This window comes from Mycobacterium sp. 1081908.1, from assembly GCF_001673535.1.
In the GTDB taxonomy this organism is placed as follows: domain Bacteria; phylum Actinomycetota; class Actinomycetes; order Mycobacteriales; family Mycobacteriaceae; genus Mycobacterium.
The window spans coordinates 1-13,511 of the sequence record NZ_LZLY01000034.1; the positions used below are offsets into that span (position 1 = coordinate 1).

At 70.6% G+C, this 13,511-nt stretch carries 20 protein-coding genes; 6 read left to right on the forward strand and 14 right to left on the reverse strand.

What is annotated here, in order from left to right; all coding sequences use genetic code 11:
- The coding region (locus tag A5655_RS05235) for a PE family protein (protein ID WP_156764704.1) at nucleotides 1-715 on the reverse strand (715 nt) is incomplete at its 3' end.
- 207 nt (nucleotides 716-922) lie between these two features.
- Nucleotides 923-1,798 (reverse strand): aldo/keto reductase, encoded by an 876-nt coding sequence (locus A5655_RS05240; protein WP_067006285.1) that lies wholly within the window; start codon nucleotides 1,796-1,798, stop codon nucleotides 923-925.
- Between the two features lie 23 nt (nucleotides 1,799-1,821).
- Here A5655_RS05240 and A5655_RS05245 point away from each other — a divergent pair, with 23 nt between their 5' ends.
- Nucleotides 1,822-2,322, forward strand: coding sequence for a DUF1990 family protein (locus A5655_RS05245; RefSeq protein ID WP_067006288.1), 501 nt, complete (start codon nucleotides 1,822-1,824; stop codon nucleotides 2,320-2,322).
- On the opposite strand, the gene A5655_RS05250 is transcribed toward A5655_RS05245, so the two are convergent.
- On the reverse strand, nucleotides 2,304-2,756 hold the full coding sequence (locus A5655_RS05250) for a DoxX family membrane protein (RefSeq protein WP_067006290.1): 453 nt from the start codon (nucleotides 2,754-2,756) through the stop codon (nucleotides 2,304-2,306). The genes A5655_RS05245 and A5655_RS05250 overlap by 19 nt on opposite strands.
- A 92-nt stretch (nucleotides 2,757-2,848) precedes the next feature.
- Here A5655_RS05250 and A5655_RS05255 point away from each other — a divergent pair, with 92 nt between their 5' ends.
- The gene (locus A5655_RS05255) at nucleotides 2,849-3,553 is read left to right on the forward strand and encodes a metalloregulator ArsR/SmtB family transcription factor (RefSeq protein ID WP_067006293.1); all 705 of its coding nucleotides are present in this window, start codon (nucleotides 2,849-2,851) and stop codon (nucleotides 3,551-3,553) included.
- On the opposite strand, the gene A5655_RS05260 is transcribed toward A5655_RS05255, so the two are convergent.
- From A5655_RS05260 to fdxA, 5 genes are read right to left on the reverse strand one after another with little or no spacing between them, the layout of a single operon-like run.
- A complete protein-coding gene (locus A5655_RS05260; protein WP_067006296.1) occupies nucleotides 3,528-4,475 on the reverse strand; it encodes a nitronate monooxygenase family protein in 948 nt (315 codons plus the stop codon). The two genes, A5655_RS05255 and A5655_RS05260, sit on opposite strands and share 26 nt — an antisense overlap.
- Before the next feature lie 4 nt (nucleotides 4,476-4,479).
- Entirely contained in the window at nucleotides 4,480-4,824 is a 345-nt protein-coding gene (locus A5655_RS05265; RefSeq protein WP_067006299.1) for a cupin domain-containing protein, read from the reverse strand.
- Between the two features lie 31 nt (nucleotides 4,825-4,855).
- Nucleotides 4,856-5,281 (reverse strand): hypothetical protein, encoded by a 426-nt coding sequence (locus A5655_RS05270; protein WP_067006302.1) that lies wholly within the window; start codon nucleotides 5,279-5,281, stop codon nucleotides 4,856-4,858.
- A complete protein-coding gene (locus tag A5655_RS05275; protein WP_067006305.1) occupies nucleotides 5,278-5,952 on the reverse strand; it encodes a metalloregulator ArsR/SmtB family transcription factor in 675 nt (224 codons plus the stop codon). Before A5655_RS05275 ends, A5655_RS05270 begins: the two co-directional genes overlap by 4 nt.
- Nucleotides 5,949-6,305: a ferredoxin gene (gene fdxA, locus A5655_RS05280; protein WP_067006309.1), complete on the reverse strand. Its 357-nt coding sequence runs from the start codon at nucleotides 6,303-6,305 to the stop codon at nucleotides 5,949-5,951. The genes A5655_RS05275 and fdxA overlap by 4 nt, the downstream gene beginning before the upstream one ends.
- Before the next feature lie 53 nt (nucleotides 6,306-6,358).
- On the opposite strand from fdxA, the gene A5655_RS05285 reads away from it, so the two are divergent.
- Together A5655_RS05285 and A5655_RS05290 are read left to right on the forward strand one after the other, a co-directional pair.
- Nucleotides 6,359-6,973 carry a DUF2249 domain-containing protein gene (locus A5655_RS05285; protein ID WP_067006310.1) on the forward strand — a complete coding sequence of 205 codons (615 nt, stop codon included), beginning with the start codon at nucleotides 6,359-6,361 and terminating at the stop codon, nucleotides 6,971-6,973.
- A 200-nt stretch (nucleotides 6,974-7,173) separates the two neighbouring features.
- Nucleotides 7,174-7,401: a hypothetical protein gene (locus A5655_RS05290; RefSeq protein WP_067006313.1), complete on the forward strand. Its 228-nt coding sequence runs from the start codon at nucleotides 7,174-7,176 to the stop codon at nucleotides 7,399-7,401.
- Here A5655_RS05290 and A5655_RS05295 read toward each other — a convergent pair.
- On the reverse strand, nucleotides 7,382-7,663 hold the full coding sequence (locus tag A5655_RS05295; RefSeq protein WP_067006316.1) for a DUF1876 domain-containing protein: 282 nt from the start codon (nucleotides 7,661-7,663) through the stop codon (nucleotides 7,382-7,384). The genes A5655_RS05290 and A5655_RS05295 overlap by 20 nt on opposite strands.
- 199 nt (nucleotides 7,664-7,862) lie before the next feature.
- Here A5655_RS05295 and A5655_RS05300 point away from each other — a divergent pair, with 199 nt between their 5' ends.
- Nucleotides 7,863-8,510 carry a TetR/AcrR family transcriptional regulator gene (locus A5655_RS05300; RefSeq protein WP_067006319.1) on the forward strand — a complete coding sequence of 216 codons (648 nt, stop codon included), beginning with the start codon at nucleotides 7,863-7,865 and terminating at the stop codon, nucleotides 8,508-8,510.
- Here the strand turns inward: A5655_RS05300 and A5655_RS05305 are convergent.
- The 3 genes from A5655_RS05305 to pcaH are packed head-to-tail and all read right to left on the reverse strand — an operon-like array spanning nucleotide 8,497 to nucleotide 11,013.
- Nucleotides 8,497-9,723, reverse strand: a complete 1,227-nt coding sequence (locus A5655_RS05305) for a lyase family protein (protein ID WP_067006322.1) — start codon at nucleotides 9,721-9,723, stop codon at nucleotides 8,497-8,499. The genes A5655_RS05300 and A5655_RS05305 overlap by 14 nt on opposite strands.
- Nucleotides 9,720-10,250: a protocatechuate 3,4-dioxygenase subunit alpha gene (pcaG, locus tag A5655_RS05310; protein ID WP_067006325.1), complete on the reverse strand. Its 531-nt coding sequence runs from the start codon at nucleotides 10,248-10,250 to the stop codon at nucleotides 9,720-9,722. Before pcaG ends, A5655_RS05305 begins: the two co-directional genes overlap by 4 nt.
- Entirely contained in the window at nucleotides 10,243-11,013 is a 771-nt protein-coding gene (gene pcaH / locus A5655_RS05315) for a protocatechuate 3,4-dioxygenase subunit beta (RefSeq protein WP_067006328.1), read from the reverse strand. The genes pcaG and pcaH overlap by 8 nt, the downstream gene beginning before the upstream one ends.
- Nucleotides 11,014-11,096: 83 nt before the next feature.
- Between pcaH and A5655_RS05320 the strand changes: the two genes are divergently transcribed.
- Nucleotides 11,097-12,056 carry an NADP-dependent oxidoreductase gene (locus A5655_RS05320; RefSeq protein ID WP_067006331.1) on the forward strand — a complete coding sequence of 320 codons (960 nt, stop codon included), beginning with the start codon at nucleotides 11,097-11,099 and terminating at the stop codon, nucleotides 12,054-12,056.
- A gap of 26 nt (nucleotides 12,057-12,082) precedes the next feature.
- On the opposite strand, the gene A5655_RS05325 is transcribed toward A5655_RS05320, so the two are convergent.
- Both A5655_RS05325 and A5655_RS05330 read right to left on the reverse strand, forming a co-directional pair.
- Nucleotides 12,083-12,568, reverse strand: coding sequence for a hemerythrin domain-containing protein (locus tag A5655_RS05325; protein WP_067006335.1), 486 nt, complete (start codon nucleotides 12,566-12,568; stop codon nucleotides 12,083-12,085).
- Nucleotides 12,565-13,503, reverse strand: coding sequence for a Rieske 2Fe-2S domain-containing protein (locus tag A5655_RS05330; protein ID WP_067006337.1), 939 nt, complete (start codon nucleotides 13,501-13,503; stop codon nucleotides 12,565-12,567). Before A5655_RS05330 ends, A5655_RS05325 begins: the two co-directional genes overlap by 4 nt.
- Nucleotides 13,504-13,511: the final 8 nt, after the last annotated feature.

The following is a 13,511-nucleotide window of genomic DNA, read 5'->3' on the forward strand; positions in this document are numbered from 1 at the left end:
CAGCCACTCGGCCTTGGCGCGTTGCGGCCCAAGCTGATCGATCGCCACCACGGCCCCGATCGTGCTGTGCGCCGTCGCCGTGCAACAGTCCGCCGTGACCGCCCGCCCCGCCGTTACCGCCGAACCCGCCAGTGCCGCCCTTAGTCAAGGTGCTGGCGTTGCCCGTGGCGCCGGTGGCGCCGATCCCACCGGCGCCGCCCCGGCCGCCATTGCCCCACAGCCCGGCGTCGCCGCCGTTGCCCCCGGCCTGACCGGTCCCGCCGGACCCGCCGTTGCCGCCGTTGCCCCACAAGATGCCGCCCGCCTGACCCGGCTGCCCGGTCCCGGGCGCGCCGTCGGCCCCGTTGCCGATCAGGGGGCGGCCCAGCAGCGCCTCGGTGGGCGCGTTGATCACGCCCAACACGTCCTGCTCCAGGGTCTGCAGCGGCGACGCGTTGGCGGCCTCGGCGAGGGCATAAGCACCCGCCCCGCCGGTCAGGGTCTGCACGAACTGCTGATGAAACGCCGCCACCTGCGCGCTAAGGCCCTGATAGGCCTGACCGTGACCACTGAACAGCGCCGCGATAGCCGCCGAGACCTCGTCGGCTCCTGCCGCAAGCAGCCCGGTCGTTGAGCCGGCGGCCGCCGCGTTGGCCTCGGTGAGCGCCGCTCCGATGCTGTGCAAATCCGCCGCCGCCGAGGCCAAGACCGCCGGCGCCGCAACCACAAACGACATCTCGCCCCTCCACCAACGCATCCGTATAGGACGCGTCCGGGCAGCCGCCGCAGTCACAGTGACGCCGCGTCACCGTGGGAATGTTGCGGTCGCTGTGGCCGCGTCAGCCGCCCGGAGCGCTCCCTATGGAGTGTGCGTTGGCGGGATGGGTCGGATCATCGGGAATCTTCCCTATTTTTGTCTCGGCGCCGGGGGTGTTCGCGGTGGTCAGACCGTCCGCTGGGCTCCCGCGGCCGCCAGCGTCTCGAACTCCTCGTCGCTCAGCGTGATCTCGGCGGCGGCCACGTTCTCCTCGAGGTGCGCGACGCTGGACGTGCCCGGGATCGGCAGCATCACCGGCGAGCGCTTCAGCAGCCAGGCCAGCGCCAGCTGCGACGGGCTCGCGTCGTGCTCGGCGGCGATGCGCTGCAGCGGTCCGTCTGGCGCGGCCAGCGGCCCGGCGGCCAGCGGGAACCACGGGATGAAGCCGATGCCCTGGCTGGTCGCGGCTTCCAGCAGCGGCTCGGCGCCCCGGGACGCCAGGTTGTACATGTTCTGCACCGACACGATCTCGGTGATCTGCTGGGCCGCGGTGAGCTGGTCGACGTCGATCTCGGACAGGCCGATGTGGCGGATCTTGCCCTCGTCCTTCAACTTGACCAGCTCACCCACCTGGTCGGCCAGCGGGAAGTTGGGGTCGATGCGGTGCAGCTGAAACAGGTCGATGGTATCGACGCCGAGTCGGCGCAGGCTCATCTCGCATTCCTGGCGCAGGTAGCTCGGATTGCCCAGCGGGACCCAGACGTCGGGGCCGGTGCGCAGCAGCCCCGCCTTGGTGGCGATCACCAGGCCGTCGTAGGGATGCAGCGCGTCGTGGATGATCTCCTCGGAAAAGTAGGGCCCGTAGGAGTCCGCGGTGTCGATGAAATTCACCCCGAGCTCGACGGCGCGCCGCAACACTCGGACGCACTCGTCACGGTCGGCGGGCGGGCCCCACACGCCCTTGCCGGTCAGGCGCATGGCGCCGAAACCGAGTCGGTTGACGGTCAGGTCCCCGCCGAGGGTGAACGTTCCGGACGCTTGGGCAACAGTCTGAGTGGTCACCTCTGCGACCGTACGCTGAACACGTGGACCTGGAAACGCTCGAGGAACTTCCGCTCACCTACACCGAGGTGGGCGCCACCGCGGCCGGCGAGCTGCCCGCGGGATATCACCACCAACACGTCGAGCGCCAAATCGGCACGGGCCGAGAGCGTTTCGAGCGGGCCGCGGACGCGGTCATGCGCTGGGGCATGCAACGCGGGTCCGGGCTGCGCGTGCGGGCCAGCTCCGAGGTCGCCGTCCTCGACGCCGTCTTGGTGGTGCGGATGGGTTTCCTGCCCGCGCCGTGCCGGGTGGTGTACGTCGTCGACGAGCCCGACATCCGGGGCTTCGGCTACGGCACCCTGCCCGGGCATCCGGAGTCCGGCGAGGAGCGCTTCGTGGTGCGCCGCGACCCGGCCACCGACGCCGTGTACGCGGAGGTGTCGGCGTTCTCCCGGCCGGCGGCCTGGTGGGCAAGGGCGGGTGGGCCGCTGGTCAGGGCGGCCCAGCGCGTCATCGCCCGGCGCTACCTGCGCGCGGTGTAGCCGACGCTGCCGTCGTGCACGCCCTGCGCCAGCCGGGCCAGCGCGGCGGCGCCGACCAGCAGACCGAAGTCGCGCAGCGCGATGTCGTAGAAGCCGGGCACGGTGACCAGGTCGATGATGATGCCGGCCAGCCAGGCCGCCACCACCCAGGCGCCGAACCGCGGCGCCACCGCCACCAACACACCGGCCACGATCTCGATCACGCCCACCACGTACATGAGCTGGTCGGCGGTGCCCGGGACCACGCCGTCGATCCAGCCGGCCAGGTACATGCTCCAGTGATGCGGGTGGGTCAGCACGTTGAAGAACTTGTCCAGCCCCATCACGATCGGCGCGATCGTGAAGACCGTGCGAAGCGCGAGGTAGGCCGAGTAGGCCGGGTCCCGCAATTGGTCGGCGAGGGCGGGCGTGGCGGAGTCGTGTGCGGTGCTCATGGTTGTCTCCAATTCCTAACGGATAATAATTTGTACGTTAGATCCGTTACACTGTAGCGTCAAGCATTTTGTCCGTTAGAGACGAAGGTCGGATGGACGACGGGAACGCGCTGCAGCGGGACGCGGCCGGCATCGGCGCGCTCGCCGACCCGGTGCGCCGCCGGCTCTACGAATTCGTGTGCTCGCAGCCCGCGCCGGTGAGCCGAGACCAGGCCGCCGACGCCGTGGGCGTCCCGCACCACCAGGCCAAGTTCCACCTGGACCGGCTCACCGCCGAGGGCCTGCTGGAAACGGAATACGCGCGGTTGACGGGCCGCTCCGGCCCCGGCGCGGGGCGGACGTCCAAGCTGTATCGCCGGGCGCCCCGCGACATCGCGGTCAGCCTGCCGCAGCGCGAGTACGAGCTGGCCGGTCGCCTGATGGCCACCGCGATCGCGCGGTCGGCCGACACCGGCGAGCCCGTCGTCGACGAGCTGAACCGTGTCGCCCGCGACTACGGCCGGACGATCGCCGCCACCGAACGCGCCCCGGGCGACGCCTCGGCGGCGATGGATCTCGCGCTGCGGGTGCTGCGCAGGTACGGCTACGAACCCCGGCCCGCCGGCGGCGAGGTCGAGCTCGCGAATTGCCCGTTCCACGCGCTGGCGCAGGAGCAGACGGAGCTGGCCTGCAACATGAACCACGCGCTGATCACCGGGGTGGCCGACGCGCTGGCGCCGCACGGCCCCGACGCCCGGCTCTGCCCCGGCCCGGACCGGTGCTGCGTCGTGCTCAGGACCGCTGGGCCCACCCGGTAAGCAAACTCTCGGCGCCCGCGCACATCTGCCCGATGACCTCCCCCACCGACGCGTCGTCGCGGATCATCCCGACGCCCTCGCCGGCGTCGACGGGCGCGACGCGGCGATCGTCGGCGCCGACGGCGGCGGCCAGCTCGTCGCACGCCGGCGCATCGAGCGCCTCCTCGCGGCCGCTCCAGCGCGCGACGAAGTCGTTGGCCAGCACGCGTGACGGGAACCTCGCCGGCCAGGGCAGCCCTCGGGCGACGTCGAAGGCCCGGGTGACGGCCGTGTCGGTGGCCCGGGCGGCGATCAGGGCGCGGCGGCTGCCGTCGCCGGTGAGCGCCTCCGGGCAGGCCGCCAGCCGGGTGCCCACCCACGCCCCGCTGGCGCCGGCGGCCAGCACGGCGGCCAGGCTTCGCGCCGAGGCGACGCCGCCGCCCGCGAGGACGGGCACGGTGACGGCGTCCAGCACGTCGTCGAGCAACGGCAGCGTGGCGAGCTTGACCTCGCCGTGCCCGACGCCCTCGGCCCCCCGCGCGACCAGGATGTCGACGCCGGCGTCGACGGCCTTACGGGCGCCCAGGCCATCGTAAACCTGTGTGACGGTGGGGATTCCAGCGTCGCGCGCCTTGGCGACCCACGACCAGTCGCTGCCGAAGCTGACCGACAGCAGCGCCGGCCCGGCCGCCAGCGCATCCTCGAGGAGGCCCTCCTGGGTCCGAATCACCCAGTCCACCAAGCCGATTCCGAATGTCCCGTGCACGTGCCGCAACTGGGCCCGCAGCAGTTCCCTGCTGCCATCGCTGCCCATGCCGACCATGCCCAACCCGCCGGCCGCGGTGACGGCGGCCGCCAGCCGGCCACCGGCGACCCCGCCCATCGGGGCGTTGACGATCGGCACCCGCAGCCCGAAACCCCTTGACCAGGGAGTGGATAGCATCGAGCTAGTGCGCCCCGGGCTGGCTCTTCAGCACGGTCAGCATGACCACCGAATCCTCGACGGCGTGCAGCGCGTGCCGCTGCGCCGGGATCGCGACGTAGTCGCCGGCCTTGCCGTCCCACGCGTCGCCACCGGTCGTCAGGCGCACGTGACCCTGCAGCACCTGCAGCGTCGCCTCACCCGGGCTGTCGTGTTCCGACAGGTCGTGGCCGGCGAGCAGGGCCAGCACGGTCTGCCGAAGTTCGTGGGTGTGACCTCCGTGGATGGTGTGCGCGGCGCGTCCGCTGTGCGACCGACCCGCCTCGGCCAGCTTTTCGGAGGCCAGGCCGGTCAACGAGATGGATTCCATGGTCGTCCCCTTCCGTCGTGCACGCCCGCGATCAGACGGTCAATAGCAGTATCCCCGTCACGAGCAAGGCAACGGCCTTGACCGCCTCCAGGCCGATGTAGACATGGTGCGCGTGGGACCGCGGCCCCTCCGATCCGGCGAGCACCGCATCCGAGCGGCGGGTCAGCCGGGGGCGCACCGCGATCAGCTGGATCGCCAGGGCGGCGACGGCGACCGCGAACGCCACGGCGACCCGCGCGGTCGACGGGCCCGAGACCACGATCGCGACGACGACGAGGGCGAAGGCGACCTCGACGGTGTTCAGCGCGCGAAAGACCAGGCGCCCGATGCCGAGGCCGATCCGCACCGTCACGTCGGGCGCGCGGAACTTCAGGGGGGCTTCGAGGAACGAGATGGCCAGCACCATGCCGAGCCAGACGAAGGTGACCGCGACGGCGATCGCGGATCCGGTGCTCACCGGGCGGATCGAGCCGGCGAGATGTGGGCCAGGCACAGATCCGGTTCGACGAACGCGTCGAGGCGATCGACCGAAACCGGCGCCCCCCACGTCTCCAGGGCCCCCTGCATCAACCCGAGGTGGATGGGGCACACGACCGCACCGCGGCTCTCGGCCAGTTCCAGGAACGGGCAGTGCCGCAGGCCGACCACCTGCTGCCCGTCGGAGGTCCGGCGTTCCGGGGCGAACCCGAGGTCGTCGAGCACGCCGACCAGCCGATTTACCGCCTCCTCGGCGTTGCGGGCCTTCGGCGCCTTCGCGCGGGATTCCAGGCTCCGCCCCCACGCCTTCCCGGCGGCCACCGCCTTCGCGCGCGGATTCCGGTCGGCGGCGAGCGCCTCGGTCAGGACTTCGGCGAGCATGCGGTAGTGGCGCGTCCCGCCGCGATCCATCTGCCGCACCGCCTGGAACATCAGCGGTGGGCGCCCGGGACCCTTGCGGTCATGCTCGACCTGCTCCACCTGCCGGCTCGCGAGCAGGCTGTCGAGGTGGAAGCGCACGGTATTCGGGTGCACGCCAAGCTGTTCGGCGATCGCAACGATGCTCAGCGGAACGGGCGACGACCGCAACAGCCGCAGCACCTCACGGCGGCGGCGACCGGTGTTTTCTCCGACTGACGTAATGCCGCTCACGCTCCTTTGGTCTCGTCGGCCCTGGCTTGGGCGGCGACCAGCGGTGTGTCGACACCGAGCGGCCCGACCTTGGCCGCCCCGCCCGGCGATCCCAACGGCTCGTCGCGGCCGGGCAGGACTTCGGTGAAGAACGCCTCATTATCGGCCAGGTAGGGCTTGAGCTGCGCGGGCAGGTCGTCTTCGTAGTAGATCGCCTCCACCGGGCACACCGGTTCGCACGCGCCGCAGTCCACGCGTTCGTCCGGGTGGATGTAGAGCGCCCTGCCGCCCTCGTAGATGCAGTCGACGGGACATTCGTCGACGCAGGCCCGGTCCATCACGTCGATGCACGGCTTTCCGATCACGTACGTCATGCGCTAGAGTTTACACAATTTCTATTGTATAAACCAAGGAGTTGCGGAAACCCATGGCCGACACCGAACTTGACGTGCGCGAGCTGCGCAGGCCGGACAAGCACCCGACGATCTTCGCGGCCTACGGCGCGCTGGGGGTCGGCGAATCCCTCGTGCTGGTGAACAACCACGACCCCAAGCACCTGCGGGCCGAGTTCGACGCCGACCACCCGGGCAGCTACGGCTGGGAATACGTCGAGAAGGGACCGCGGGTCTGGCGGATCCGGATCAGCAAGCTCGCCGCTACCCCGCCGCCGCGAATCCTGGCCGATACCAACGCCTTCTCGGCCAACGCCGAGCCGGACGCCGCAGGAGCCGTGTGGACGCTCGAGGCCAGGGAGCGCGACCTGGACTCGAACGTCATCGCGCTGCCGGCCGCGGGCGGCATCGACTCGCACGCCGGGCCCGACCTGGACGTGTTGATCCACGTGCTGTCCGGCGGCGGCCGGCTGACCACCGAAACGGGCACTGTCGACCTCTTCCCCGGCGCGTTGCTCTGGTTGCCGCGGCGTTCCCGTCGTCAGTTCACCGCCGGCCCGGACGGGCTGCGCTACCTCACGGTGCACCGGCGCCGCCAGGCGCTCGTGCTGGACCCCTCCGCGAAAGCTGCTGTGCCACACGCGGTCTGACGCGACCCATCAGAAGACCTTTGCTCGTCTGAGCGCTGGCCCAGTCGGCGTCACCGGCGCCCCCGCCGCCGCACCGATGTCTGGCTGCCCACCGGAGGTGACTTTGGGCCCTATCCGCAATCGGCGCGTGACGCAATAATGACCTCGTCTGACGTAACTTGGCTGCGGCGGTTGCGGCTGAACAAAGGAGATTGACGGTTATGGGTGGTGGCCCACCGTTGTTACTGTCCGATTCCGACGTTGACGCCCTCGCGGGTGAATTCTTGCGCTCGCGCTACCTCGGTCCCATTTATGCCGACTGGTCGCCCGACCGGCGCCTGGACACCTTCCTGCGGCGGCGTGGACTCCCCCGCGTCGCCGACGACGGCGACCTCGCCAAGACGGTGCTGGATCGCATCATGACGCGCGTCAGCGGTGCAGGCCCGTGACCGGCTCGTGGGTGCTGGCCTGGATGTCGGTCGAGGTCAAGGCGAACAGCTGATTCGACAGATCGGACAGCGCCCGGGCGATGGCCAGTTCGTCGCCGATTTGGGCCACCGGCTCGTCGGCGGGATCGAGCCGCGCCAGGCCGACACCGACGAACTTTCTGCCCGCCCAGGCCAGCCGCGCCTTCGCCCGGGTGCGCTCTTCGTGCTCTTCGACCACCAGGTCGATTTGGCAGGTCTTGGTGCCGTCAGCCTTGCCGGTCATCGCCAGTCTCCTTGCCTTGCCGGGTTTTAGCCCACCTCGATGCGACCACCGGCGGGCGCCGCAAAGTGGGGGCGAAAGTCACCAGCCATTCAACAAATTGGTCGATAAACAAACCGCCGATATTAATCAGCAATTCGTTGACTTATATCGGCGCGTCCATAAAGTAACGGTCGTGTCCTACCTCAGGCAGGCCGAGTAGATGCACGCCTCCCGGGGCCGCCGTTCGGCGCATCATTCGGGCGACGACCGGGAACAAGCCATCCTGGCCACCGCCGAGCGCCTGCTGCAGGAGCGGCCGCTGGCCGATTTCTCCGTCGACGACCTGGCGAAGGGCGCGGGCATCTCCCGCCCCACTTTCTACTTTTATTTCCAGTCGAAGAACGCCGTGTTGTTGTCCCTGCTGGACCAGATGAACGGCAAGGCGCACGCGGCGCTTACGGCGCTGACCGGCAAGCTATTCCGCGACCCCGCGGCGCTGTGGCGGGCGCGCATCGAGGCGTTCTTCGAGGTGTCGGGCTCGCACCGGGCGGTCGCGGTGGCGGGCGCCGCGGCGAAGGCCACCAACCCCGAGGTCCGGCAGCTGTGGTCGACGCTGATGCAGAAGTGGATCTCCCACACCACCGCGGCGATCAATGCCGAGCGCCGGCGCGGCGCCGCCCCCGACACCTACCCGGCCGAGGACCTGTCCGTCGCGCTGAACATGTTGAGCGAGCGGGTGATGGCCGCGACGTTCACCGCCGAGGAGCCGGCCATCCCCGAGGACCGCGTGATCGACATGCTGGAGCACATCTGGCTGGCCAGCATTTACAAGGCCGACGCCAAGGCGTGGGCGACTAGCGGTTTTTGAGTACCCGCCCGGCGCGGTCCAGGCTCTGATCGATCAGCCGGTCGGCAGTGCCGAAGTACGTTGCCGACGGCGGCTTGCCCACCAGGTCGGAGATCGCGCGCTGTTCGCCGTAAACGTCCGCCGCGCCCAGGTTTTCGGCCATCCGCGCGCAACGCACCTCCAGCCCGGCCAGCAGCTCGCCGCACTGCGACCCCGCGATGACGGTCCGCCGCACCAGCGTGCGCAGGGTGTCCCATTCGGCGTGCCACGGGCCGTCGGGCCGTTCGTCGTTGGCGAGCGCGGCGACCGTGTGCAGCGTCGCCGCCAATTGCGGCGCGGCGACGGCGGCCCGCCGGATCAGGATGGATAGCACCGGGTTGCGCTTGTGCGGCATCGACGACGATCCGCCGCGGTTTTCGCCCGCCGGCTCGCCCAGCTCGCCGATCTCGGGGCGGGCCAGGGTGACGACGTCCGAGGCGATGCGGCCCCAGGCGTCGGTGCAGCCGACGAAGGCATCCGCGGCCGCGGTGACCGGCGTCCGCGTCGTGTGCCAGGGCGGCCGGTCGCTGAGCCCCAAAGACGTTGCGACGTTTTGCGCCAGGCGATCGGAGATCGCCGCGGGATCGGCCGCCCCGCCCAGCAGGGTCGCCAGTTCGGTGGTCGCGGGCCGGGTGCCGGCGGCGCCGCCGATCTGGATCGGGGTGACCAGCCCGGCGAGCCGCTCGTGGGCGTCGACGACGCCGTCCAGCCAGCGCGCCGCCTTGGCGCCGAACGTGGTGGGAGCCGCGTGCTGGGTGAGGGTGCGCGCCACCATGGGCGTGGCCCGGTGCGCGGCGGCGAGGTCCGACAGCGTCGAACTCTGTTGCGCGAGTTGGGTTATGAGCTCGTCGGCGGCGGCGCGCACGCCCAGCATCAGGGCGGTGTCCACGACGTCCTGGCTGGTGAGACCCCGGTGGATCCACGGCGCGACGACGGGCCCGGCGCGACCGCGCAGCAGCTCGACCAGGCCGATGACCGGGTTGCCGCCGCCCTCGGCGCCGGCCGCGAGCGACTCGAGGTCGCCGTCACGCAGCCGGGCCGCCAGGTCCGCCCCGGCGCAGTCGCCGGGCGTCAGGCCGGCGGCGGCCAGGGCCGCCAGCCAGGCGGATTCGACCGCGACCATCGCCTGCAGCAGCGCGGCGTCCGTCATGTGCGTGCCGGCCCGCTGGTCGCCGGGCCACAGCAGGTTGGTCATCGCCGATACTCCAGGAACACGGTCTCGTTCGGGCCCTGCAGGTGGATGTCGAAACGGTATCCCGCGCAGCCGCTTTCGGGGATGCACACCAGGCCGGCCAACGCCGGGTCGGCCCTCACGTCGTCGTGGGGCAGGTAGGCGCGGGTGAACAATCGGTCCAGCAGGCCCCGCGCGACCACGGCGAGCGCGAAGAACGGCGCCCGCCCGGCCTCGCCCGGGCCGGGCGTCACGGTGGTGAAGGCGTAGTGCCCGGCGGCGTCGGTCGCGCTCCGGCCCCACCCGGTGAACGACGTTTCGTCGCGCCGCAGGGAGCCGGCCAGGTGCGGGATGCGGCCGGCGCCGTCCGCCTGCCACAGTTCGACCAGCGCGTCCGGCACCACCTGGCCGGCGCCGTCGTAGACCGTGCCGTGCAGCCGGACCGCCCGCGGATGCCCGTCGCCGACCAGGTGGCTGTCACCGGGATACGGCAGGCCCAGCCCGAGGAAGGGGCCGGCCGTTTGCCCTGGGGTGCAAGCCAATTCAGCCATCGTCTTGGGTCCAGGTCCGGCGGCCGCCGCAGACCACGATGTCCCAGCGGTAGCCGGTCGCGTACTCCGGCTCGGTGAGGTCGTGGTCGTAACGGGCGATCAGCCGCCCCCGGGCGGCGGGATCGGGGATCGACTGAAAGATCGGGTCTAGGTCGAACAGCGGGTCACCCGGGAAGTACATCTGGGTGACGAGGCGTTGCGTGAAAGCCGTTCCGAAGACCGAGAAGTGGATGTGCGCCGGGCGCCACGCGTTGCGGTGGTTGCGCCACGGGTAGGGGCCGGGCTTGATGGTCAGGAAGCGGTACGACCCGTCGGGCCCGGTCAGGCAACGGCCGGCGCCGACGAAGTTCGGATCCAGCGGGGCCGGGTGCTGGTCGAGGATGTGGCGGTAGCGGCCGCCGGCGTTGGCCTGCCAGATCTCGATCAGCTGGCCCGCCACCGGTTTCCCGGAGTCGTCGAGCACCCGCCCGGCCACGACGACCCGCTCCCCGATCGGCTCGCCGGGATGGCCCGCCGTCAGGTCGGCGTCGCGAGGGTCGACGTCGTGGGCGCCGAAGCACGGCGCGTGGCGTTCGAGCTCCTCCGGGTCGACGACCAACGCGGGACGTTTCGGATGGCGCAGGGCGCTGCTGCGGTAGGGCGGATAGTCGAGCAGCGGCTGCCGTTGCGGCCCGACCCCTCCAGCCGCGCCCCGATATTCGGCCGCGATGCGGACAATCTCCGCCGAGATGTCGCCCTGCGACGCGACACACTCGGGGTTCATGAGCTGTGACGCTACTCCCGCGGCAGCAGGCGATAGCTTCCGAACACCGAAATAACGCCCACAGCTGATCAGTTGAGGCGGGTATGAAAGCAATCGGCTATACCGAGTTCGGTGGTCCCGACGTGCTGCGCGTGTTGGAGATGCAGGAGCCCCATGCGAGGCCTGGGCAAGTCCGAGTCCGTGTTCAGGCCGCGGCGGTCAATCCCGCTGACACCGCAGCCCGATCGGGCTGGATGAAACGCAATTACGCGCCGGAAACCCTGCCTGGAGGCAGCTATCCCGAGCCGCCCTACGTGACGGGCTGGGACTTCTGTGGTGTTCTCGACGAGGCCCCTGGTAGCGGGGCGATCGGCGTGGGAGAGCAGGTCATCGGGCTCGCACTCAGCCCGATGGGCAAGGTTGGCGCGTACGCGGAATACATCGTGACGGACGCGCGCTCGGTCGTTCGCGCACCGAGCAATGCCACAACCGTTGCGGCGTCGACCCTTCTGATGAACGCGCTCACCGCATACGCCATGCTCGAAGCCCTCGCCGTTCCCCGTGGCGGCATAGTCGCGGTGACGGGGGCGGCCGGAGCTCTGGGAGGCTACGCCGTTGAACTAGCCAAACATCAAGGGCTGCAAGTGATCGCCGATGCCGCCGAAACCGACGAAAAACTGGTCACGCGATTGGGGGCGGACATCGTCGTCCCCCGTGGTGACGGACTGGCCGAACACATTCGCGGCGCGATACCCGATGGAGTGGACGGTGCCGTCGACGCGGCGCTGTACACCGACGCCATCGTTCCCGCGATCCGGGACGGCGGCGCCGTTACCTCGGCGCGCCAGCATGCTGGCAGCAGCGAACGGGGCATCAGGTGGCACGTGGTCTCCGTCACCGACCACACCACCCGCACCGATGTGCTCGGCAGTTTGCGCGATCTCGTCGAACAGGGCGTGTTGACCCTGCGCGTAGCGGACACGCTGCCCGCCACGCGGGCCGCCGACGCACACCGCCGGCTGGAAGCCGGCGGTGTGCGAGGTCGCCTCGTGCTCGCGTGGTGACGGCGAGCACCAGCATCGCCCCGCCGTTACAGGGCGCGAACCAGTGACGCCCTGCCCCGGGTGCGCAGCCTGTGCAGCGCCGAGCCGCGGTACTGCTCCATCTTCGCGGCCATCTTGTCGCCCAGCTCCTCGAGCTCGGCGTCGGTGATCTTCACCTCGGGCGGCGCGGGAATCAGGTCGCGCTCCTCCTCGTCGGCGTGCGCCTCCAGCACCGTCTTGAACGAGTTCCACTCGTCGGTGTAGCCGGGCGCGCTCTGCGGCGTCTTCAGCAGCACCGAAAGCTGGTCGACCACCTGCCGATGCTCGGCGTGGGCGACCGCGATCAGCTTGCTGGCGTCCTTGAGCGCCGGGTAGTACAGGTCGTCCTCGATGCGGAAGTGGATGTCGAGTTCGATGAGCATCTCGTCGAAAAGGTCATGGCGCTCTTCGCTGTTCACCGGCGCCTCGCTGACCTTGCGGCCGAGGCCCTTGATCACGACATGGTGCTCCTTCAAGACGTCATAGGCGTTCACTTCGCTACCTCCTCGGCACGTACCTCAACCATTCCGTCGGCCAACCTGGCCTCGTAGCACGGCAGCGGCGCCGCCGCGGGTCCGCGCAACACCTCACCGGACTCGGCCGCGAACCACGAGCCGTGCCACGGGCACACGACCCGGCCGCGATCGACCCAGCCGTCGGCCATCGGCGCGGCCAGGTGCGGGCAGAACTCGCCGAACGCCGACACCTCACCCGGTTTGGTTTGGCACACAACCAATCCCACACCGTCGACCTCGACGCGGACCGGCTTTCCGTTCAGCGAGCTGGCGGGCAGCACCGGCGTCCACTCCGTGGCGCGCAGCCGCCCACCCGAGCGGTCGATCCCGATGCCGGACTCGAACACCAGGGACCCGCCGAGGTAGCTGCCGCCGAGCGTGATCGCGTAGCCGAGTGCGGTGAGCGCGATGCCGCGGCCATGGCGGCCGCGGTGGCGGTCCCACCAGGATTGCGCGTAAAGCGCTGTGGCAGCGAGGTTCACCAGCCCGTGCACCAGCCCCACCCGGCGGTCCTCCTCGTGGGTGTGCTGCCAGTCGGTGGTGCCGGTGATCGCCGAGCCGACGCTGGCCAGGATCCCCACCCCCAGCGCGCGGGTCGCGAACCGCGACGCGTCGCGGACCTCGCTGGGCCGCTGGCCGGGCAGCAGGCTCAGCGCGTCCAGCGCCACCGTGGTGCCGAGCGCTCCGCTCGTCAGCGACGCCAGCGGCGGATGAACCGGATGCCCCAGCCAGACGCCGTGCAGCGCGTTGGTGACGGTGTCGCGGGCGCCGCCCAGCGCGTTGTAGCCGAAGCTGAGCAGGTGCTCGAGGCGATAGCTCGGCCGATCCAGCCACTCCTGACGCCCGATAGCTGACAGCACCCGCGGTCCGAGTTCCCGCAGCCGACCAGCGGCCCCCCGGGACCGATCAACCATGAAACCGT

Coding starts and splice junctions, on each gene's coding strand:
- A5655_RS05250 (WP_067006290.1), bottom strand. CDS start 2,756: ATGAGCACCGCACACGACTCCGCCACGCCCGCCCTCGCCGACCAATTG.
- A5655_RS05255 (WP_067006293.1), top strand. CDS start 2,849: ATGGACGACGGGAACGCGCTGCAGCGGGACGCGGCCGGCATCGGCGCG.
- A5655_RS05260 (WP_067006296.1), bottom strand. CDS start 4,475: ATGCTATCCACTCCCTGGTCAAGGGGTTTCGGGCTGCGGGTGCCGATC.
- A5655_RS05265 (WP_067006299.1), bottom strand. CDS start 4,824: ATGGAATCCATCTCGTTGACCGGCCTGGCCTCCGAAAAGCTGGCCGAG.
- fdxA (WP_067006309.1), bottom strand. CDS start 6,305: ATGACGTACGTGATCGGAAAGCCGTGCATCGACGTGATGGACCGGGCC.
- A5655_RS05285 (WP_067006310.1), top strand. CDS start 6,359: ATGGCCGACACCGAACTTGACGTGCGCGAGCTGCGCAGGCCGGACAAG.
- A5655_RS05290 (WP_067006313.1), top strand. CDS start 7,174: ATGGGTGGTGGCCCACCGTTGTTACTGTCCGATTCCGACGTTGACGCC.
- A5655_RS05295 (WP_067006316.1), bottom strand. CDS start 7,663: ATGACCGGCAAGGCTGACGGCACCAAGACCTGCCAAATCGACCTGGTG.
- A5655_RS05300 (WP_067006319.1), top strand. CDS start 7,863: ATGCACGCCTCCCGGGGCCGCCGTTCGGCGCATCATTCGGGCGACGAC.
- A5655_RS05305 (WP_067006322.1), bottom strand. CDS start 9,723: ATGACCAACCTGCTGTGGCCCGGCGACCAGCGGGCCGGCACGCACATG.
- pcaG (WP_067006325.1), bottom strand. CDS start 10,250: ATGGCTGAATTGGCTTGCACCCCAGGGCAAACGGCCGGCCCCTTCCTC.
- pcaH (WP_067006328.1), bottom strand. CDS start 11,013: ATGAACCCCGAGTGTGTCGCGTCGCAGGGCGACATCTCGGCGGAGATT.
- A5655_RS05320 (WP_067006331.1), top strand. CDS start 11,097: ATGAAAGCAATCGGCTATACCGAGTTCGGTGGTCCCGACGTGCTGCGC.
- A5655_RS05330 (WP_067006337.1), bottom strand. CDS start 13,503: ATGGTTGATCGGTCCCGGGGGGCCGCTGGTCGGCTGCGGGAACTCGGA.